This window comes from Halobellus inordinatus (genome assembly GCF_024498335.1).
GTDB lineage: Archaea > Halobacteriota > Halobacteria > Halobacteriales > Haloferacaceae > Haloquadratum > Haloquadratum inordinatus.
In genome coordinates this window covers 1,808,383-1,829,195 of the sequence record NZ_CP101825.1, presented here as the reverse complement: position 1 = coordinate 1,829,195, position 20,813 = coordinate 1,808,383, and the positions used below count along the sequence as shown (strand labels likewise).

The following is a 20,813-nucleotide window of genomic DNA, read 5'->3' as shown; positions in this document are numbered from 1 at the left end:
GCGGCGACTCCGACGGCGACTACCGGGAGTCGAGCGCCGACTGCAACCGATGAAAGCCGAGTGACGCTGCAGGTCGCGCGGTGAGTCGCGTCAGCCCGTGATCGGCCGCTGTCCGACTCAGAGCTTCCCTTCTGCGTCCTTGGCGAGTTCTTCCATCCGCTTGCCGACCCGTCCGGCGTTCGAGAACTCGTCTTCGCTCATCGCCGTCGCGAGCGCGTTGCCGAGGACGAAGACAGCGTGTTTGTGCTCGCTCTTGGACTTGTGGACGTGTGAGGGGTCGACGTCGAGTTCCTCGTAGGGGTCGAAGATGCTTCCGTCGACGTCCTCGCGTGCGGCGAAGTTGTCTTTGATGATGACCATCTGCTCGTGCAGTTCCAAGAGCTCGTCCTTGTGCATAGACGTGGATACGTGAGAGGCCGTTTTAAGGATTATTGGTGGGAACTGACACGGTCGGACGCCGACCGAAGCCGTCGCTTCTCGTTCGGAGACGGGAGGGCGACCCGGCGACCTGCCGCAGCGTGTGCACCCGAGACACGTCCGACCGCGCGCTGCCGTGCGACCGAGTTGTGAGGAAGACGTGCAGACGCTCCTATCGCGTGAGGCGTGTTAGAAGACGTACTCGTCTTCGTGACCCATCATCCCGTCGTCTTCGAAGCGGTCTTCTTCGTCCATCGGGCCGCTCGTTTTGAACGCGCGAATACCCGTCGAGAGGAGCTCTGCGATGGCTTCCTCGCGGTTTACGAACTCGCCCTGATCGACGAGCTGCGCGATCTGCATCTCGAGGTGCTCGGGGACGTTGATGTTCACCTTGGGCATTTGAACGTGAGGGGGTTTGAAGGCGGGTTATTTAAACCCTGCGGCGAATATTCAGGGTATGGGAAAACATCGTTTACCAGATTCAAATATATATTTTTGTCTCGAAGATAATTATTGATGTCGGAGCCACACACTGATTCGATGACGACAACTCTCGTCGAAAGCCGGCACCGTTAGGTCGCCTCGGGCATCAGTTGCGGTATGGTCGAGGACGTCACGGACCTCTATCGGGAGTTCGGCGACCGGCGACTCCCGCCCGGACAGCACGAGACGGACGGCTTTCCAGTTCTCTCGAAGAGCGGTACCCCGTCGTGGACGCCCGAAACGTGGTCCTTCGACGTGTGGGGCGCCGTCGACGAGGATCTCTCCCTCTCGTATGCGGAGTTTCGAGAGCTGCCGTCGACGACGCAACGACAGGACTTCCACTGTGTCACCGGCTGGAGCACCTTCGACTGTGAGTTCACCGGCGTCACGTTCCCGGCGATCGCGGACCTGGCTGGCGTTCGTGACGACGCCGTCCACGTGCTGTTTCACGCGATCGACGGCTACACGACGGATCTGGCGCTCTCGGAGTGCCTCCGCGACGAGGTCCTCTTCGTCTACGAACACGACGGCGACCGGCTGGCCGAGGACCACGGCGGTCCGTTGCGAGTCGTGACGCCACACAAATACGCCTACAAGGGCGCGAAGTGGGTCGAGGGCGTGGAGTTCCTGACCGAGCCCGAACGTGGCTACTGGGAACGGCGCGGCTACTCAGACACCGCAAATCCGTGGAACGAGGAGCGGTACGGCTAGATAAGTAGTACGCGAACGGGCGGCCGATTCTTCGATTTTGGTGGTATAGTCAAATAAAAGAGCGTGGCGTCCTGAAAGCCGGTAATGGAATCGTTGCGGACCGACGCGGCGGGGCATCACCTCGTCAGCCGATCGGTCCCTATCGCAGCGCCGTCGTTTCGGGCCGTGCTCCGCGAAGCCGACGCGCCGCGAACCGTCTGGAGTGCCCCCAAGGAGGCGACGGTGGTCGGGAGCGGTGCGGCGGCGACCCTGACGGCCGACGGATCGAACCGATTCGACGCGATCCGGGAAGCCGCCGAGACGCTGTTCGCCTCCGGCGACGTACACGCCGGAACGGAAGCCGCGCGACCGCGTCTGTTCGGTGGGTTCGCCTTCCACGGCGACAGTACGTCCGGCCCGCCGTGGGAGGACTTCCCCGGGGCGAGGTTCGTGTTCCCGCGCGTGCAGGTCACGTGGACGGACGGCGATGATCCCGACGCCGACGCGTGGCTGACGGTCAACGCCGTCGGCGACGACGTCGACTCGGCGGCGGTCGAAGCCCGACTCGCCGATGCACGCGAGCGGATCGAGTCGCTCCCGGACGCCGAACCGCTCGTCGACCCGCCCGGCGTCAGCGGTCGACGGCGGACCACGGCCCGCGTCGACTGGACGGCGGGCGTCGAGGCCGCGGTCGACCGAATCAACTCGGGCGACCTCAAGAAGGTCGTCCTCGCACAGGCGCTCGACGTCGACCTCGAAGACGACCTGTCGCTGCCCGACGTGTTGTCCCGCCTCGGACAGAAGTACCCCGACTGCTATCGCTTCCTGATCGAACCCGAAACCGCAGACGGGCGGACGCAGCCGTCGTTCTTCGGGGCGACGCCCGAACGGCTCGTCTCCGTCCGCGGTCGGACGGTCGAAACCGACGCGCTCGCGGGGACGACGGGACGCGGTGAGACGCCCGCCGAAGACGAGTGGCTGGCGCAGGAGCTCGCACGCGACGAGAAGAACGCCCACGAGCACGATCTGGTCGCCGAAACAGTCGAAGAACAACTCTCGCCGTTCGCGGCGTCCGTCAGCCCGGGCCCCCGGCGGATCAAGCGCCTCGCCACCGTCCAGCACCTCTGGACGCCGATCACGGCGACGCTCGACCGCGACGAGCACGTCCTCTCACTCGTCGAGGCGCTGCATCCGACGCCCGCTGTCGGCGGCCTCCCGCCCGAGGCGGCTCTCGAAACCATCCGCGAGACGGAACCGTTCGACCGCGGGTGGTACGCCGCTCCGGTCGGCTGGATCGACGCCGCCGGCTACGGCACCTTCGCCGTCGCGCTCCGCTCGGCCGTGGCTCACGGCGACGTCGCGACCCTGTTCGCCGGCGTCGGCATCGTCGCCGACTCCGACCCGGACCGCGAGTGGGACGAAGTGCAGTTGAAGTACCGCCCAATTCTCGACGAACTAGAGACCGACGACACGCAATGACGCTCTGTCGACCTGTATCTCGATGACCGATCCGAATCGACCTTCGACGACCGACCCGAATCGAAACACGCTCTGGGCACGCGCGCTCGTCGACGAACTCGCTGCCGCCGGCATCGACGCGGTCTGTATCTCGCCCGGCAGCCGATCGACGCCGCTGACGGTCGCGTTCGACCGCCACGAGGACATCCACGTGTTCTCGCACCTCGACGAGCGGTCGTCGGCGTACTTCGCGCTCGGTCGCGCACGACGGACCGGCGACGTGACGCCGCTGGTCTGCACGTCGGGGACGGCGGCCGCGAACTACCACCCGGCGGTGATCGAAGCCTCTCAGTCCCGCGTCCCGATGCTGCTGCTGACGGCGGACCGTCCCCCCGAAATCCGCGATTCCGGCGCGAATCAAACGATCGACCAGGAGAAGCTCTACGGCGACGCCGTCCGCTGGTACCGCGACGTCGCCGAACCGGAAGCGACGCCGCGAAAACTCCGCTCGCTCCGGACGACGGCGGCGCGCGCGATCACGAAAGCGACGGGCACTCCGGCAGGGCCAGTCCACCTGAACTTCCCGTTCCGCAAGCCGCTGGAGCCGACGCCGGTCGAAGGCGACGTGCCGACTGATCTCCCCGAGAGCGCCACGGCGGGGCGGGACGGCGCCTTCGTCGACACGACAGCCGGCGCACCTGAACTCGACGACGACGCGTTACGTACACTCGCCGAGAAGTTCTCTGAACCGCGCGGCCTGCTCGTCGTCGGGCCCTCGGACTCGCCCGGTGTCGACCCAGAAGCCGTCGCGGCGTTCGCTCACGCCAGCGGCTTCCCGGTGCTCGCGGACCCGCTTTCGGGCGTCCGCTACGGCGGTCTCGTCCGCACGACACCTGTCGTCGGCGGGTACGACGCCTTCCTCGGCGAGCGCGTCCGCGAGGCGTGGCCCGATCCCGACGTCGTCGTCCACGTGGGTGCGTCGCCCACGTCGAAACCGCTACGCAAGTATCTCGCGGCTGTCGACGCCGATCAGTACGTCGTCGACCCTGCCGCTGGCTGGCGTGAGGCGGAGTTCACCGCGACCGACCTCGTCGTCGCCGACCCCTCGCGGTTGCTCGGTCGGCTCTCTCGGCTCCTCGCCGGCCCCGGAAGTCGCACGTGGCAGGAGCGCTGGACCGAAGCGGAGGCGGCACACGAAACGGTGCTCGACGAGCGCGACGGATTTTGCGAAGGGCGCGTGCTCGAAGACGTCGTCGACCTCGCGCCCGATCCCTCGACGATTTTCGTCTCGAACTCGATGCCGGTTCGCGATCTCGACCGCTTCGGAACGCCCACGACGAAGACGTACACCGCGCTCGGCAACCGGGGCGCCTCGGGCATCGACGGCATCGTCTCGACGGCGCTCGGGGCTGGATCGGCGACGACCGACGATCTGACGCTCGTCACCGGCGATCTGGCGTACTACCACGATATGAACGGCCTCTTGGCGCTCGGGCGGTCCGACGTCGAGGCGACGATCGTCCTCGTCAACAACGACGGCGGCGGCATCTTCCATATGCTCCCGATCGAGGCGTACGATCCGCCGTTCACCTCGCAGTTCGTGACACCGCACGGGCTCGATTTCGAACCGACCGAAGACCTGTACGACCTCTCGTTCGCGCGCGTCGAGGGCGACGACCGCGACGCCTTCCGCGACGCGTACGCCGAGGCGACGACCAGCGAGGGTTCCCACGTCGTCGAAGTCGCGACCGACGCGGAAGCGAGTCACCGCGTCCGCGATGAGCTCCGCGAGCGGACGGTCGAGCGAGTGCTCGAAGACACGACGTAACTATCGGACTCGTCCCAGCGCACGCGGACTGAACGACCACGCGAACGCGACTGCGACGCGAAACGAATCTTTTTGCAGATTCCCGCCGGTCTCCCGGTATGGTCTCGGAACTCTTCGACGCGACGCGCTGGGAGCAGGTCGACGGCGCTGACGCGTTCGACGACATCACCTATCACCGCGCGAGCGACGTCCCCGTCGTCCGCATCGCCTTCAATCGTCCGGAAAAACGCAACGCGTTCCGCCCGGGCACGGTCGACGAACTCTACGCCGCGTTAGATCACGCCCGCAAGCAGGCCGACGTCGGGTGCGTCCTCCTGACCGGTAACGGGCCGTCGCCAAAGGACGGCGGGTGGGCGTTCTGCGCCGGCGGTGATCAGTCCGTCCGCGGCGAGTCGGGCTACGAGTACCGCGACGACGACGAGGCCGACGAGGGCGACGACCCGCTCGTCAAGGAGGCGAAAGCGGGCCGACTCCACATCCTCGAAGTTCAGCGTCTCATCCGATTTATGCCCAAGCCCGTCGTCGCCGTCGTGCCCGGGTGGGCCGTCGGCGGCGGCCACTCGCTGCACGTCGTCTGCGATCTGACGCTCGCCTCCGAAGAGCACGCGAAGTTCCTCCAGACCGACCCCGACGTCGCGTCCTTCGACGGCGGGTTCGGCTCGGCGTATCTCGCGAAGCAGGTCGGCCAGAAGAAGGCCCGAGAGGTGTTCTTCCGCGGGAAAACGTACTCTGCGGAGGAGGCGGTCGAGATGGGAATGGCGAACGAAGCGATCCCGCACGAGGACCTCGAGGACGTCGCCCTCGAGTGGGCCGCAGAGATGACCAATAAATCGCCGACTGCGATACGAATGCTCAAATACGCGTTCAATATGACCGACGACGGCCTCGTCGGCCAGCAGGTGTTCGCCGGCGAAGCGACACGGCTCGCCTATATGACCGAGGAGGCGCAGGAGGGCCGCGACGCCTTCTTGGAGAAGCGCGATCCGGACTTCAGTCAGTATCCCTGGCACTACTAATCCACCTTTTTCCACGGTGGGTTTCCTCGCGGCGCTTCGCGCCGCTGCGGGAACCCACCGCGCAAAAACCTGGAGGGAAAAAGCCGCTCGCTCGGCCTACGGCCTCGCTCGCGGTACATTTAGTCGAGAACGCATCAGGACCCAGCCGACAACAACACTAACTCTCGCTATTCGACGCAGCTATACGAGGTTTCCACGTGTTCGCCCGTCATCGACCGACATCGTACGATCGGCTGTGTCGGCAGATGCAAACGCTACTGAAGGAAGTGCCACCGCGGTGCGCGCGGCGTTCACCGCGAGGCGAGCGAAGCGAGCCGAGCGGCTTTTTCCCTCCAGGTTTTTTGGCCGGGGTCGAGCGCTGCCGCAGGCAGCGCGAGGCCCCGGTGAAAAAAGGTGGATGGGAAGTTTCACAGCACCTCCGTCCCGACAGTTCGACAATGAGCACGCAGGACATCACGCGACGGGAGGCGTGGGTAATCGCCGCCCGTCCGCAGACGCTTCCGGCGGCGGCCTCGCCGGTCGTCGTCGGTGTCGGCCTGGCGCTCCACGACGGCGTCTTCGCCGTCCTGCCCGCACTCGCGGCGCTCGTGGGGGCCGGCTTGATCCAGATCGGGACCAACTTCGCCAACGACTACTACGACGCGATCCAGGGCGCAGACACCGAAGAGCGCGAGGGGTTCACCCGCGTCACGGCTGGCGGCCTCATCGATCCCGCGAGCGTCAAGCGGGCGATGTACCTCACGTTCGCCGCGTCGATCTTGCTCGGCACGTACCTCGTCTACGTCGGCGGCGTACCGATCGTCGTGATCGGCCTACTCTCTGTCGCCTCGGGAATCGCCTACACCGGCGGCCCGTACCCGCTCGGCTACCACGGGCTCGGCGACCTCTTCGTCTTCATCTTCTTCGGCCTCGTCGCCGTCGCCGGGACGTACTACGTGCAGGCTGCAGCTGTACTTGCAGGGCCACTACCGGTCGGTATCCCGTCGGAGACGCTCCCCGTCGCTGTCGTCGTCGCGGCGCTCCCGGTCGCGGCGCTCTCGACGAACATTCTCGTGGTCAACAACGTCCGCGACAAAGAGGAGGACGCCACGACGGGTAAACGGACGCTCGCCGTCCGGTTCGGGTACGGCTTCGCTCGCGCGGAGTGGATCGCGATGCTCGTGCTCGCGTACGCGGCTCCGCTGTGGTTCCTTCGACAACCGGGATTCACGCTCGGCGTCGCGCTCCCGTATCTCACGATTCCGTTAGCGCTCGACATCACGCGGACGATGCTCACCGAGACGGCTGGTGAGGTACTGAATCCCACGCTCGAACGAACGGGTCGACTGCTCGCCGGATACGCCGTCCTGTTCGCTGTTGGGCTCTCGCTCACCGGGCTGCCGCTGTGATGCGTTACGAGCCGTTCTCACTCCGACTGGCGTCACCACTCGACACCGCGGCCGGCCGGATCGAGCGCCGCGATGGATTTCTCGTCCGCGTCGAACGTGACGGCGTCGACGGAGTAGGCGAGGCGACGCCGCTCGCGGGCTGGACCGAATCGTACGAGGCGTGTGACGACGCGCTCGCCGAGGTAGCATCTGGAACGTACGAAGCGGAGACGGCGATAGCGGTCACCGAACTGTCTGCGGAAGCGCGACCCGCCGCACGGCACGGCCTCGAACTCGCGACAGTCGACGCGGAGGCTCGCGCCGCCGGTGAGTCGCTCGCGACGTACCTCGCTTCCGATTCGCCCGCAACGTCCGTTCCGGTCAACGCCACCGTTGGTGACGGAACAGTGGCGAAGACAGCGGCGGCGACCCGGGAAGCCGTCGATGATGGCTACCCCGCGGTGAAAGTGAAGGTAGGCGCGAGACCTCCCGAGGAAGACGAGGCGCGACTTCGCGCGGCTCGGGACGTTGCCGGCGAACACGTCGAACTCCGCGCGGACGCGAACGGTGCGTGGACTGCGTCGACCGCGCGACGGATGCTCGACATCGCGGCCGATCTCGGCTTCGCGTACGTCGAACAACCGTTGCCGGCAAACGACATCTCGGGGCACGCCGAACTGCGCGGTCGGGGCGTCGACGTCGCACTCGACGAGTCGCTAGCAGCGGTCGGCCCTGACGAGATCCTCGACGCCGGCGCGGCAGACGTACTCGTCTGCAAGCCGATGGCGCTCGGGGGGCCGCGCCGCACGCTGGAGGTCGCCCGCCGAGCCGCGAGGCGGGGTGTCGACACCGTCGTCACGACCACCATCGACGCGGTCGTCGCGCGCGTCGGCGCGCTACACGTCGCCGCTGCCCTTCCAGACGTCCCCGCCTGCGGCCTCGCAACCGGGTCGCTGCTCGCAGACGACGTCGGCCCCGACCCGGCGCCGGTCGAGGACGGCGCGATGTCGGTTCCGGCAGGTCCGGGCCTCGCCGGAGAGACGTTCGAGACGCTCCGGGAATGACCGAGACGCTCCGGGGATGACCGAGACCCTCGTGGACGGCAGCCATCCGCCCGTGAGTATAAACGGCACCGGGCCGTACACCGGATATGGCAGAAGCGACATCGGGGCAGCGTCGACTCCTGGCCGGCCTGTTCGCGTTCGCAGCACTCATCTTCGTCGGCGGTATCGTCGTCGTCGCGTTCCTCGCCGGAGCCGTTTGAAACGGCGTGCAGGGCGGGGTGGCCGAGACACCGAGTCGGTAGCGCGGAGTGGTCGGGAAAACTGACCGAAAGGGATCAGCCGTCGTCCGGGCGGTGCGTGACGCCCGATCTGCTATCGGCGTCCTTCCGCCGGATCGCGGCCGCGGCGTTCGACGCGTCGTAGCCGAAGTGGACGTTTTCCGCGTATTCCTCCGCGACCTCCGTCGCGTGGACGAGATCGTCGAGGTCGAGGTCGACCGCGTACAGTTCGATCGAGAACGGCGTTTCGAGCGGGTCGAGAAGACTCTCGAACCCCTTTGCGATCGTCTCCAGCCAGTACGTCGTCGCGTAGTGCATATCGTAGAGCGGCACGACGAACTCGTCGACGTAGTCGGCCAGGGTTTCGACGTCGATGCCGGCGCGCCGGTAGAGGTGGCCGGGATACGGATCAGGATACAGCGTGAGATAGGTCCGGCCGGGAATCCGCTCGGCGGCCGCAGCGACGAAGTCTGTGATCTCGGCGGCGCGCCACGCCTGTCGGTCCTCGTACTCGCTCTCTGCGAAGCGGCTCTCACAGCGGTCACAGCGGCAGTAGCCTTCGCGCGGGAACCCGACGTCGTCGAGTCTGACGTCGCCGTTCTCGGCGGCGCAATCCTCGACGATTTCGAGGAGTCCGGCGCGGTACTCCTCGTTCGTGGGACAGACGTGAGACCAGTCGAAGTACGGCTGCTCGCGGGTCGCGCGGTTCCCCTCGGCGTCGACCGCGGCGAGGTCCGGATTCGAGTTTACGGCCGCGTTGTCGCCGAAACACGAGATCATATTCACCGCATTCGAGAGCGGCTCTGCGGCCCGGCCGGTCACGTCTTTGACCTCGTAGAAGCCGGCGTCGAACTCGCTCCAGTCGACCTCCTCGGCGTTCCGCGTAACGATACCGTACATAGTCGGCGTTTCGCGCCGAGCGGTATCAGTCGTTCGTTCCGTTGGACCGCTCACGGGCGGCCGTCACATTGGCTAGGGGTCAGCCAGCCGACCCTCCAAGCGATAGCCGATGCGATCTCTCGCTGTAGGTAGCTATCGCTGACGCGTCATCGTCCGTCGAAAAGGCAGGATTCGAGTTATTCCTCGTCGATGTCGACTTCGACGGGTTCCTCGCCGCCGGAGACGACGAAGTAGACGAGTGCGATGAGCGCCAGTACCAGGATGAATTTCGCTTTTCCGGACATACTCAGAGATACATCGTCTCGGTACAAAGTCATTTCCCCTCGACGACAGGCGAAGCGTGATTTCTCCCGGACGCGAGAGGGCGGAACCGGCCACTCAGTACGTCTGAGCGGGAGTCGAGTCAGGACACGTTCAGGTGCGTGGCGACCTCGTCTTCGCGGACGATCTCGCCGCAGTAACCGCAGCGGAGGCCATCTTCGAGGACGATAAAGCGCGTCTGGACCGGTTCGTCGGCGTTCGTGATGCAGTTCCGGTTCGGGCACGCGAGCACGTCATCGACCGACTCCGGCCGCTCGATGCGCTTTTTCTCGACGACTTCGTAGTCGCGGATGATGTTGATCGTCGCCTCCGGGGAGATGACCGAGAGGACGTCGACCTCAGATTGACTCAGCTCTCGGTCTTCGACCTTCACGATGTCTTTCTTCGCGAGCTTGTCCGAGGGGACGTTCATCCCGACGGAGACGCCCTCGCCGCCGGAGCCGTCGATGCCGAGGAGCGCGAGGACGTTCAGCGCCTGTCCAGCCGCGAGGTGGTCGATGACGGTTCCGTTTCGGATCTTCGAGACGCGGAGTTCTCGGTCGGCGTCGCTCATTGGTCGTCCTCCGAGGTAGCGTTCTCAAGCAGCATATCGAGCAGCGCCATACGGACCGGGACGCCGTTGTGAGCCTGCTCGAAGTACTTCGCGTGGCTGGTCTCGTCGACTTCGGGCGCGATCTCGTCGACGCGCGGGAGCGGGTGCATCACGGTCAGCGACTCTTTCGCCCGTTCGAGGTCGTCGGTGTCGATCTGGTACTCACCGGCGACTTTCAGGTACTCGTTCTCGTCGGGGAAGCGCTCGCGCTGGATGCGGGTGACGTAGAGGACGTCGAGATCCGGGAGAACCTTCTCGAGCGAGGTGTGCTCGCGGACCTGTGCGCCCTCCTCGTGGAGGTCGTAACGGACGCTCCGCGGGAGACTGAGGCTCTCGGGGCTGATGAAGTGCTGGCGGACGTCGAAGTTCGTCAGCGCGGCCGCGAGCGAATGGACCGTTCGCCCGTACTTCAGATCGCCCATAATGCCGATCGTGACGTCGTCGAGACCGGCGTTCTCCCGCATCGTGTAGAGGTCGAGCAGGGTCTGTGTGGGGTGCTGTCCAGCCCCGTCGCCCGCGTTGACGAGCGGGACGTCGACGAACTCGGTGGCCATCTTCGCCGACCCTTCGAGCGGGTGTCTGAGCACGAGCGCGTCGGCGTAGCCCTCGACGACGCGCATCGTGTCGGCCAGCGTTTCGCCCTTCTTGACCGAGGAGGACTCGACCGACCCCATATCGATCGTTCGGCCGCCCAGTCGTTTCATCGCGGTGTCGAAGCTCATCCGCGTACGGGTGCTCGGCTCGAAGAAACAGAGGCCGAGGACCGATCCGGCGTGCCGCCCCTGCCAGGCGTCCATATCGCCGTCGATCTCCGCCGCGCGGTCGAGCACCGCCTCGATGTCTTCCCGCGACAGTTGTGTCGCGGAGATGAGGTGGTCCTGACGCATTGTATACTCCCGCGCCCGGCACGAACTTGAATCGCTCGGGTTGCTGGCGGTGTGCCGCGCGGGAGCACAGTACCGAGTGAATCGGCGTCGGAACGAACACGCGAGGCTGGACGCCCGAGTGATCGGATCCGACACAGACGAAAGAAGCGGAGTACCCGATCGGCGTGTGAACGCCCGTCTACGGCCAGTTGCCGCTGTTGGTGTAGGCGTCGACGATCCGCTGGATGGCGACGACGTAGGCCGCGACGCGGAAGTTCGGCAGGTCGTGCGTCTCGTAGGCGTCGACGAGGTCGTCGAAGGCGCTCGTGATCACCGCTTCGAGTTCGTCGTTGACGCGCTCTTCGGTCCACGAGAAGCGCTGGCGGTTCTGGACCCACTCGAAGTACGAGACGGTGACGCCGCCCGCGTTCGCGAGGATGTCCGGGACGACGAGGACGTCGCGATCGGCGAGAATGTCGTCGGCGTCGGGCGTCAGGGGGCCGTTCGCGGCTTCGACGATGATGTCGGCGTCGACGTCTTCGGCCAGGTCGGCGTCGATTGCGTTTTCGAGCGCCGCCGGGACGAGCAGGTCGACGTCGAGCGTCAGCAGATCGTCGTTCGTCATCTCCTCGACATCGCCGTAGCCCGTCACGGAGCCGGTCTCGTTCTTGTGCTCTTTGACGGCGACGGCGTCCAGTCCGTTGGGGTCGTAGATAGCGCCTGAGGAGTCGGAGACGGCGACGATGGTTGCGCCGAGGTCCTCGATGAGTCTGGCAGCGATCGAGCCCGCGTTCCCGTAGCCCTGTACCGCGACGGTCGCGTCGCCGATGTCGCCACCCCGGTATTCGAAGGCGTCGCGAGCCGTGAGCATCGTCGAGCGACCCGTCGCCTCGACGCGGCCCTCACTGCCGCCAGAGGAGATCGCCTTTCCGGTGATGACGCCGGGAGCGGTCGTGTTTTCGAGGGTCTCGTAGGTGTCTTTGATCCAGTTCATCTCGCGCTGGCCCGTGTTCACGTCGGGTGCGGGGATGTCGCGGTCGGGACCGACGAGCGGACGGAGCTCTTTGGCGAACGAGCGGGTGAGCCGTTCCAGTTCCGATTCCGAGTGCTCGTCGGGGTCGACGATGATGCCGCCCTTGCCGCCGCCGTACGGGATGCCGACGATGGCGCACTTGTACGCCATCCATCCGGAGAGCGCCTTGACTTCGTCGCGCGAGACGTTCGGGTGATAGCGGATCCCGCCCTTGTAGGGACCGCGGTCGCCGTTGAACTGCGAGCGGTAGGCCTTGAAGCGCCGAATCTCGCCGTCGTCCATCTCCACCGACAGGTTGGTTTCGAGCACGCGCTCGGGGTGCTTCAGGCGTTCGACGACGTCGTCGCCGACATCGAGATATGCCGCCGCGTCGTCTACTTGCTCTTGAAGGCTTTCGAACGGATTCGCTTCAGACATATTGATTCAGTCTGTCGGGGGGAGTTTAAACGCTGCTGTACAAAGCCGTGACTTGTGCCTCATAAATCGATAGAATATTTCGATTGGTTAAATTCAGGTGTCTATTAGTGTATAAAAACACTTCTAAAAGTGAACTACTATATAGTTTTATTTAAAAGTCAAGTATTGAAATATTTTGTCTGGCTAAGAGTGGTTCCAACACTTATGATTCGAAAATAGCGTATCAGAATTGGATACCTACCTCATTCAAAACTCTATATCAATACAAATAAACTTATATAATGTTGTAATATACCTCAACACAGGATACAGTTAGTTTTCACACCGAAAATGTATGTACTTCCTTATCTATCGGGTACATATGACCAAGAAGGCGAACCACCCCGTACGAACCAGCGAGAAGACGTTGGAGTTGATCGAGACGCTCGATACCGACGACGGCTTTCGGCTCAGCGAACTCGAAGATCGCCTCGAGATGAGCAAGAGCGGCATTCACAACCACCTCAGTACGCTCAGAGAGCACGGATACGTGGAAAAGAACGGCGACGAGTACGCGCTCAGCCTGAAGTTTCTCTCCCTGGGTGGCCACGTTCGCAGTCGCTCACCGCTGTATCAGTACGGGCGCTCGAAGATCGACCAACTCGCGACCGACACCGGAATGTTGGCGAACCTGGCGACCGAGGAGAACGGCCGCGCGGTGTATCTCTATCAGTCCCGCGGGAGTTACGCTGTCAACCTCGATACGCACGTCGGATACCGACTTCGCTTGCACAACATCGGCATCGGGAAGGCCATCCTCGCGTCACTCCCTCGCGAGCGCGTCGAGGCGATCGTCGACGAGTGGGGGCTGCCGGAGGCGACCGAGAACACCATCACCGACCGCGAGACACTCTTCACGGAGCTCGATCGGATCCGGGAACGTGGATACGCGACGGACAACGAGGAGCGCACGGAGGGGCTCACGTGTATCGGTGCGCCGGTCAAACTCGGCGGTGACGTTCTCGGCGCGATCAGCATCTCCGCGCCCACGAAGCGGCTCGGGAACGCCGGCTTCGACGACGACATCACCGCGGAGGTCGAGAGCACCGCCCACGAACTCGCCTTGGACATCAAGTACGCCCGGCAGTAAATCGCCGCCACCGAGTCGAGTCGGCCAGCGGTTCACGCCCGGTACACCGCGCTCGTTAGTGAGAACAATTATCACTCCCCTCGGGAGTAGTAGCCACTATGCCAGAAATCGTCGACGGCTATACGCACATCCTGACCGAACACTTCTTCGAGAAACTGACCGACGAGTTCGGCTTTCAGGGCCTCTCCGGTCGGCCGGAGTTCCTCTGGGACGTCGAACAGCGAAAGCAGGATATGGCCGACTACGGCGTCGACAAGCAGATCATCACGCTCGCGCTCCCGACGATGTTCCAGGGGATGGATCACGATCTCGCACTGGAGATCACGCGCCTCGCCAACGACGAGATCCGTCGGCTCGCCGACGAGCACCCCGACTCGTTCATCCCGGTCGCGACGCTCCCGATGGTGAGCGAGGCGTTCCTCGCGGAGTTCGACCGCTGCGTCGGCGACCTGGATATGGCCGGCGTCCAGATCTTCTCGAACGTCGACGGTCGCCCGCTCGACGACGAGCAGTTCTGGCCGCTCTTCGAGGAGGCCGAGGCAACCGACACCCCGCTGTGGATCCATCCGCAACTCTGGGAGTGGTACGACTGGGCCTCCGAGTATATGGAACACCGTCTATTTGGCTGGCCGTTCGACACGACGCTCGCACTGTCGCGGCTGGTGTTCGGCGGCGTGATGGAAGCATACCCCGACCTGAAGGTCGTCTCGCACCACGGCGGGGGAATGGTCCCCTTCTACGGGCGGCGCATCGAGATGTTCTACCAGCAGCGACAGGCGTATCCCGAGAACTACCCCGGTTTCCACGAGAACGCCGCGTCGCTCTCGCAGCCGGCCGAGGAGTACTTCAAGAAGTTCTACGCCGACACGGCCGTCTCGGGGTCCACGCCGGCGCTTGAGTGCGCCGACTCGTTCTTCAACGACGGGAACGTCGTCTTCGGCACCGACTACCCGTTCAGCCCCGAGCGGGGCCGTCGTACCGTCAACGTGACGATCGACGCGGTCGAACGGATGGACGTCGACTCCGACACGCGCGCAGACATCTTCGCAAACAACCTCTACGACTTGATCGAGTAGTCGGGGGCGCGTTTTCGTATTCAGAATTCTCTCGGTGACGAACACTCCCAAAAACGTCGTTTAATTCCGTTCAAACAGGCGTACGTGTGTTATTTCCAAATCAGATATGGCTGTAAATAGTCCTGTAGCGGCAGTTACCGCGTTTCGCCCTCTCATCCCACACCGTTTTCAAAAAGAAAAACAGAGGGTGTGGATTCGCTACTCGGCGCGGACTTCGATCGAGCCCAGGTTCGAGAACTCGACGTTGTAGACGTCGCCGGGTTCGATGTCGATGGCTGCGGTGATGCCGCCGCTCATCACGAGTTCGCCCTCGCGGAGTCCGTCGTCGACGTCCGCCAGACGGTCGGCGAGCCACGCCACCGGTCGCGCGGGATTACCCATAATGTCCGCACCGAGCCCCGTCGCTTCGACCTCACCGTTCACCGAGACGGCGACGCCCTCCATCTTCAGATCGAGGTCAGTGACGTCGCGGTACTGCTCGCCGACGATGACCTTGCCGGCGGATGTGAGGTCGGCGATCACGTCCTGTGCCGAGGGGATCGACCAACCCTGGAAGCGGCTTTCGAGGATCTCGACGACTGGGACGACGGCCCGCGTCGACGTGAGGACGTCCATCGTCGAGACCGGTGCGGTGAGGTCTTCGTCGAGGATGAAACCGATCTCGGCCTCGATGCGGGGCGAGATCATCTCTGCGGTCGGCACGGGCTCGTTATCCAGTACCGTTTCGTGGGCGACGTACCCGAAGATCGGCTCCGGGATCCCGAGCTGTTCCTGTTTCGCCTCGCTGACGAGTCCGAGTTTGTGGCCGACGATGTCCTCGCGGCCGCCTTCGCTGAGTCGGTCGAACACCTCGAACTGGATGCGGTAGGCGTCTTCGGTCGAAAATTCGGTCTCGTCCGATAGCGGCGCGATCGGCTCTTTCTCGTCGTAGGCCTCGTACAGTGTCGTCGCGAAGCGGTCGATCTCGTCCTGGCTGAGTGGCATACGTTCCTACGTTCGCTGGTGCATTCATTATACTTTCGACACTCACAGCGACGTTCACCCCGCGAGTCGGCCCAGTCCCGTTTTCGGATCGAAACCAGTCCACGGGTGCACGGCGATCCTGCTTCGCCTGCACACTGGAGTTGAGTAATTGAATACGATTACATTTCTGCCTTTGATCCACAATGAGCAACCAATTCCGGGGTCGGTATTATTTTACTCGTGGGACGTGTTCGTAGACGTGTATGTCCGAGAGTGAGGTATCCCAGGAGATCTCGATCGACGCCTTCTGGAACGCCCTCTACATCGACGGTGAGTGGGAAACGCCCGACGACAGAGACCGAATCGACGTGACGAACCCCGCGACCGGCGAGTCCGTCACGGAGGTCCCGGCGGCCTCAGTCGACGACGTCGATCGCGCCTTCGAGGCCGCTACGCGGGCCCAGGCGGAGTGGGAGGAGACGACCCCCGACGAACGCGCCGCCGTCGTCCGCCGCGCGGCGACCCTCATCGAGGAGTACGAGGACGAAATTCGAGAGATTCTCGCCGTCGAGAGCGGCGGAACGAAGCCGCGCCAGGACATCGAAGTCGGCGGGACCATCACTTTCGTTCACGACGCGGCATCCTTCGCGTTTCGCTCCTCCGGCGGGCACAATCAGTCGAAGATCCCCGGCAAAGAGAACATCATCCAGCGCGAGCCAGTCGGCGTCGTCGGCGTGATCTCGCCGTGGAACGTCCCGCTGAAGCTCTCGATCCGCGCGGTCGCGCCCGCCATCGCGCTCGGAAACAGCGTCGTGCTCAAGCCCGCACAGGAAACGTCGATCTCCGGAGGGTTGCTGCTCGCGCGCCTCTTCGAGATGGCCGGCCTCCCCGAGGGCGTCCTGAACGTCGTCACCGGGACCGGCCCCGAGGCCGGCGACCGCGTCGCCTCGCACCCCGACTGTGAGGTCATCGCTTTCACCGGATCGACCCCAGTCGGGCAGATGGTCGGCCAGAACGCGGTCGATCACTTCGCGTTCCCCGCTTTAGAACTCGGCGGCAACAACCCCCACGTCGTGCTCGAAGACGCCGACCTCGACGCGGCTGTCGATGCGGGCGTCTTCGGCTCGTTCTGGAATCAGGGACAGGTCTGCATCTCGATCAACCGCCACCTCGTCCACGAGTCGATCTACGAGGAGTACGCCGAACGACTCGCCGAGCGCGCCGCCGAACTGAAGATCGGCGACCCGCTCGACGACGACGTCGTGATCGGCCCGATCATCAACGCGGACCAGCGCGAGGAGATGCTCGACTACATCGACCGCACCGTCGAGCAGGGGGCGACTCTCGAAACCGGCGGTGCTGGCGAGGGCCTGTTCGTCGAGCCGACCGTCCTCACGGACGTCACCAACGAGATGGCCGCCGCGTGCAACGAGCACTTTGGACCCGTCGCGCCGATCATCCCCTTCAGCGACGACGACGAAGCGGTCGAACTCGCAAACGACACCGAGTACGGCCTCGCAGCGTCGGTTCACTCAGCCGATCGTGGCCGCGCTCGCGACGTCGCCGACCGGATCGAGGCCGGGATGGTCCACGTCAACGACCAGACTGTCAACGTCGAACCACACGTCCCCTTCGGCGGGGTGAAAGACTCGGGGATGGGCCGCTACAACGGCAAGTGGATCATCGACGAGTTCACCCAGACCAAGTGGACGTCCGTCCAGCGCGAACCACGCGAGTACCCCTTCTAATAGGGATTATCGTAACTGTTCGGAGATTCTCGCCGTACCGTCCGGCGAGACATCTATGGAGACTTACGATAACCCCTATAAAAGGGACTGACGCCAGGACTGTCCTTCTCTCTCGCGTCGTTCTACTCTGACCTAACCTGATCTGGCCTGACCTGATCTGACACCGACAGCATCGCTGCTATTCGTGCCGCCCGCGGTACGTCGAGAGGTAATCCCGGGCGGTCTCACCGAGCATCGCCAGATCCGGCCCCATCGCCAGGAAGTCGACGCCCCAGTCGTCGCGGACGCCGACTTCCGCACGGCTCGTCGCGAGCGTGCCAACTGGCGTGTTCGCCTCGTCCGCCGCGTCGACGATCCGCTCGACCGCGTCCTGCATCGCGTCGGCGTCGTAGTCGCCGAACACGTCCAGCGAGGCCGAGAGGTCGACCGGGCCGATGAACAGCGCATCGACGCCGTCGACGGCGGCGATCTCCGCGACGTTCTCGACGCCCCGCTCGGACTCCACCTGCACGATCGTCAGCACCTCCTCGCTCGCCGATTCGACGTACTCCTGCAGGTTCGCGCCGTAGCCGGCCGCACGGTAGCCCGCGACGCCGCGGCGCCCGTGCGGTCGATAGGTGCAGGCGTCGACGGCGCGTTCGGCCTCCGCGGCCGTCTCGACGGACGGCACCATCACGCCCACCGGACCGAGGTCGAGGACGCGCTTCACCTCGGTCGGATCGTTCGAGGCGACGCGAACGATCGGGACCGTGTCCGTGCCCGCGGCAGCGACAGCCCGGACCACCGTCGCTAGCGCTTCCAGCGTCATCTCGGTGTGTTCGCCGTCCAGTACGGCGAAGTCGTAGCCGACGCCGGCGAGGAGTTCGGCGCTGGCGGGATGGCCGATCGAGATCCAACAGCCGGCGACCGGTTCGCACGCGCGGAGTCGCGACGTGAAGTCGTCTCCGAGACTGAGGTCGTCTCCCATACCGTCGGGTACCGCTGCAAATCGCTTGAACTTTCGGGTACGCATCATATTCGGCGGTCGCATTCGAATCTCGTGATTGACATTACGGAGTCCGTATCCGCGTTTCGCGCGGGATTTCCCACCGTCCTATCCGATCTGCTCGCGTACCGTAGGCGAAGTTATTTGTACGATAAATTCCTACCGAACGATATGTCGTTAGATGCGGCGATAGTCGGTCCGGGTAACATCGGAACCGACCTGATGTACAAGATTCTCGACCGGAGTGAGAATATCGACCTCCAGCGGATGGTAGGTATCTTCCCGGTCGAGGAGTCCGAAGGACTCCAGGCCGCCGTCGAACAAGGGATCGACGTCGGCACCGAAGGCATCGACAGCATCGAAGAACACGCAGACGAGTTCGACATCGTCTTCGAGGCCACGAGCGCGGGCATTCACGAACAGCACGCGCCGGTCTATGAGGATCTCGGTCTGTTCGCGATCGACCTCACACCGGCCGCGATCGGTCCCTACACCGTTCCCGTCGTCAACCTCGACGACGTGATCGGCGAGACGCAGAACATCAATATGGTCACCTGCGGCGGCCAGGCGACGATCCCGCTCGTCCACGCCGTCAACCGCGTCTCGAACGTCGAGTACGCCGAGATGATCTCGCACATCGCCTCGAAGAGCGCCGGCCCGGGCACGAGAGGTAACATCGACAAGTTCACCCAGACGACCGCGGCGGGACTCGAAGAGGTCGGCGGGGCCGACGACGGGAAGGCGATCATCACCCTGAACCCGGCGGAGCCGCCGATTATGATGCGGAACACCGTCTACACGATGGTCGACGAGAACACGGACGTCGACGAGGTCCGCGACTCTGTCTCCCGTATCGAAGCGGACGTCCAGACGTACGTCCCCGGCTACGAGGTCACGCTCGAACCGACAGTCAAAGACCAAGACGACGTCGCCTTCGACCTCGGCGACTCGATCATCCTCACCACGATGATCGAAGTCGAGGGCGAGGGCCAACATCTCCCGCCGTACGCGGGCAACCTCGACATTATGACAAGCGCAGCACTCGGTGCCGCCGAACGGATCGCACAGCAGCCAGTCGACGCCAGCCCCATCGGGGGTGTCAGCGATGACTGATTCGGTCCGGCTGGTCGATATGACGCTCCGCGACGGGATGCACGCCGTCGACCACCAGTTCACGCCCGAGGAGATGGCAGACGTCGCGGGCGCCCTGAACGCGGCCGAGATGGACGTCGTCGAGGTCTCTCACGGCGACGGAATGGGCGGCTCCTCGATCAACTACGGCTTCTCGGCGGCTAGCACCGAGGAGTACCTCGACGCCGTGACGCCGGAACTCACTGACACCGAGCTGTCGGTCCTGATGCTGCCCGGCATCGGTACGATCGAGGAGATCGATATGGCGATCGATCACGGGGCGGACATCTGCCGGATCGCGACCCACGTCACCGAGGCCGACGTCTCCGAGGAGCACTTCGAGTACGTCAAAGACCAGGGCCTCGAAGCGAACGGCCTCCTGATGCTCTCGCATATGGCAGAGCCCGAAACGGTTCTCGAACAGGCCCAACTGATGGAGAGCTACGGCGCCGACGCCGTCTACGTGATGGATTCCGCCGGCGCGTTGCTGCCGAGCGACGTCCGCGACCGCGTCAGTCTGCTCGCCGACGAACTCTCGATCGACGTGGGCTTTCACGCTCACAACAACCTCGGGCTCGGGATCGGCAACTCGCTCGCGGCGCTCGATTCCGGCGCGGTGACGATCGACGGTTGTCTACGTGGGCTCGGTGCGGGCTCGGGCAACGCCCAGATGGAGGTGCTCGTCGGTACACTGGAGAAAGCCGGCTACGACGTCAACCCGGACTTCTTCGGCACGATGGACGCCGCCGAGGACGTCCTCGTCCCGATGATCTCCGACGACGAGATGCCCGAACTCGACAACGACTCGCTGCTTTTGGGCTACGCCGGCGTCTACTCCTCGTTCCTCCGGCACACCCGTCGCGCGGGCGAAAAGTACGACATCGACCCCCGCGAGATCCTGATCGAACTCGGCGAGATGGAGGTCGTCGGCGGTCAGGAGGACCTGATCACCGACGTCGCCTCGCGACTCGCCAGCGAGAAAGACGCCGAGACCGCCGAAGCGGCCTCGGACGACTGACGGCAAATCGACCGCGGTTTCGTTTTTCTGTCTCTCCGGTTCTCGGAACTTATAGGGATTATCGTAAGCCTGCATAGATTTCTCGCCGGACGG

The 20,813-nt window shown here is 64.3% G+C and carries 19 protein-coding genes; 11 read left to right on the top strand and 8 right to left on the bottom strand.

Annotation, left to right across the window (positions count from 1 at the left end):
• Positions 1–117 precede the first annotated feature (117 nt).
• The gene (locus NO362_RS09400; RefSeq protein WP_121570247.1) at positions 118–396 is read right to left on the bottom strand and encodes a UPF0058 family protein; all 279 of its coding nucleotides are present in this window, start codon (positions 394–396) and stop codon (positions 118–120) included.
• 210 nt (positions 397–606) lie between these two features.
• Positions 607–816 carry a ribbon-helix-helix domain-containing protein gene (locus tag NO362_RS09395; RefSeq protein WP_121570246.1) on the bottom strand — a complete coding sequence of 70 codons (210 nt, stop codon included), beginning with the start codon at positions 814–816 and terminating at the stop codon, positions 607–609.
• A gap of 201 nt (positions 817–1,017) precedes the next feature.
• Between NO362_RS09395 and NO362_RS09390 the strand changes: the two genes are divergently transcribed.
• The 6 genes from NO362_RS09390 to NO362_RS09365 all read left to right on the top strand — a co-directional run bounded on the left by NO362_RS09390 (position 1,018) and on the right by NO362_RS09365 (position 8,323).
• Positions 1,018–1,611 (top strand): sulfite oxidase-like oxidoreductase, encoded by a 594-nt coding sequence (locus NO362_RS09390; RefSeq protein WP_256545022.1) that lies wholly within the window; start codon positions 1,018–1,020, stop codon positions 1,609–1,611.
• Positions 1,612–1,695: 84 nt separating this feature from the next.
• Positions 1,696–3,069: an isochorismate synthase gene (locus NO362_RS09385; RefSeq protein ID WP_256545021.1), complete on the top strand. Its 1,374-nt coding sequence runs from the start codon at positions 1,696–1,698 to the stop codon at positions 3,067–3,069.
• Between the two features lie 22 nt (positions 3,070–3,091).
• Positions 3,092–4,876, top strand: coding sequence for a 2-succinyl-5-enolpyruvyl-6-hydroxy-3-cyclohexene-1-carboxylic-acid synthase (menD, locus tag NO362_RS09380; protein WP_256545020.1), 1,785 nt, complete (start codon positions 3,092–3,094; stop codon positions 4,874–4,876).
• Positions 4,877–4,974: 98 nt separating this feature from the next.
• On the top strand, positions 4,975–5,892 hold the full coding sequence (locus NO362_RS09375) for a 1,4-dihydroxy-2-naphthoyl-CoA synthase (RefSeq protein ID WP_256545019.1): 918 nt from the start codon (positions 4,975–4,977) through the stop codon (positions 5,890–5,892).
• A 437-nt stretch (positions 5,893–6,329) separates the two neighbouring features.
• Positions 6,330–7,280 carry a 1,4-dihydroxy-2-naphthoate polyprenyltransferase gene (locus NO362_RS09370; protein WP_256545018.1) on the top strand — a complete coding sequence of 317 codons (951 nt, stop codon included), beginning with the start codon at positions 6,330–6,332 and terminating at the stop codon, positions 7,278–7,280.
• Positions 7,280–8,323 (top strand): mandelate racemase/muconate lactonizing enzyme family protein, encoded by a 1,044-nt coding sequence (locus tag NO362_RS09365; RefSeq protein WP_256545017.1) that lies wholly within the window; start codon positions 7,280–7,282, stop codon positions 8,321–8,323. Before NO362_RS09370 ends, NO362_RS09365 begins: the two co-directional genes overlap by 1 nt.
• A 275-nt stretch (positions 8,324–8,598) precedes the next feature.
• On the opposite strand, the gene NO362_RS09360 is transcribed toward NO362_RS09365, so the two are convergent.
• The 4 genes from NO362_RS09360 to NO362_RS09345 form a co-directional block, all read right to left on the bottom strand.
• Positions 8,599–9,441 carry an alpha-amylase family protein gene (locus NO362_RS09360; RefSeq protein ID WP_256545016.1) on the bottom strand — a complete coding sequence of 281 codons (843 nt, stop codon included), beginning with the start codon at positions 9,439–9,441 and terminating at the stop codon, positions 8,599–8,601.
• A gap of 403 nt (positions 9,442–9,844) precedes the next feature.
• Positions 9,845–10,315 (bottom strand): aspartate carbamoyltransferase regulatory subunit, encoded by a 471-nt coding sequence (gene pyrI, locus NO362_RS09355; protein WP_121570237.1) that lies wholly within the window; start codon positions 10,313–10,315, stop codon positions 9,845–9,847.
• A complete protein-coding gene (pyrB, locus tag NO362_RS09350; RefSeq protein WP_256545015.1) occupies positions 10,312–11,241 on the bottom strand; it encodes an aspartate carbamoyltransferase in 930 nt (309 codons plus the stop codon). Before pyrB ends, pyrI begins: the two co-directional genes overlap by 4 nt.
• Positions 11,242–11,419: 178 nt before the next feature.
• The gene (locus NO362_RS09345) at positions 11,420–12,670 is read right to left on the bottom strand and encodes a Glu/Leu/Phe/Val family dehydrogenase (RefSeq protein WP_256545014.1); all 1,251 of its coding nucleotides are present in this window, start codon (positions 12,668–12,670) and stop codon (positions 11,420–11,422) included.
• 361 nt (positions 12,671–13,031) lie between these two features.
• Here NO362_RS09345 and NO362_RS09340 point away from each other — a divergent pair, with 361 nt between their 5' ends.
• On the top strand, positions 13,032–13,799 hold the full coding sequence (locus tag NO362_RS09340) for an IclR family transcriptional regulator (protein ID WP_256290343.1): 768 nt from the start codon (positions 13,032–13,034) through the stop codon (positions 13,797–13,799).
• Between the two features lie 98 nt (positions 13,800–13,897).
• Positions 13,898–14,875 (top strand): amidohydrolase family protein, encoded by a 978-nt coding sequence (locus NO362_RS09335; protein ID WP_256545013.1) that lies wholly within the window; start codon positions 13,898–13,900, stop codon positions 14,873–14,875.
• A gap of 198 nt (positions 14,876–15,073) precedes the next feature.
• Here NO362_RS09335 and NO362_RS09330 read toward each other — a convergent pair whose 3' ends face one another.
• Positions 15,074–15,859: a 2-keto-4-pentenoate hydratase gene (locus NO362_RS09330; protein WP_256290340.1), complete on the bottom strand. Its 786-nt coding sequence runs from the start codon at positions 15,857–15,859 to the stop codon at positions 15,074–15,076.
• Between the two features lie 242 nt (positions 15,860–16,101).
• Between NO362_RS09330 and NO362_RS09325 the strand changes: the two genes are divergently transcribed.
• On the top strand, positions 16,102–17,586 hold the full coding sequence (locus NO362_RS09325) for an aldehyde dehydrogenase family protein (RefSeq protein ID WP_256545012.1): 1,485 nt from the start codon (positions 16,102–16,104) through the stop codon (positions 17,584–17,586).
• Positions 17,587–17,764: 178 nt separating this feature from the next.
• Here NO362_RS09325 and NO362_RS09320 read toward each other — a convergent pair whose 3' ends face one another.
• Positions 17,765–18,553, bottom strand: a complete 789-nt coding sequence (locus tag NO362_RS09320) for an HpcH/HpaI aldolase family protein (RefSeq protein ID WP_256545011.1) — start codon at positions 18,551–18,553, stop codon at positions 17,765–17,767.
• 189 nt (positions 18,554–18,742) lie between these two features.
• Between NO362_RS09320 and NO362_RS09315 the strand changes: the two genes are divergently transcribed.
• Positions 18,743–19,684, top strand: a complete 942-nt coding sequence (locus NO362_RS09315) for an acetaldehyde dehydrogenase (acetylating) (protein ID WP_256290337.1) — start codon at positions 18,743–18,745, stop codon at positions 19,682–19,684.
• The gene (dmpG, locus tag NO362_RS09310; protein WP_256545010.1) at positions 19,677–20,720 is read left to right on the top strand and encodes a 4-hydroxy-2-oxovalerate aldolase; all 1,044 of its coding nucleotides are present in this window, start codon (positions 19,677–19,679) and stop codon (positions 20,718–20,720) included. Before NO362_RS09315 ends, dmpG begins: the two co-directional genes overlap by 8 nt.
• Positions 20,721–20,813: the final 93 nt, after the last annotated feature.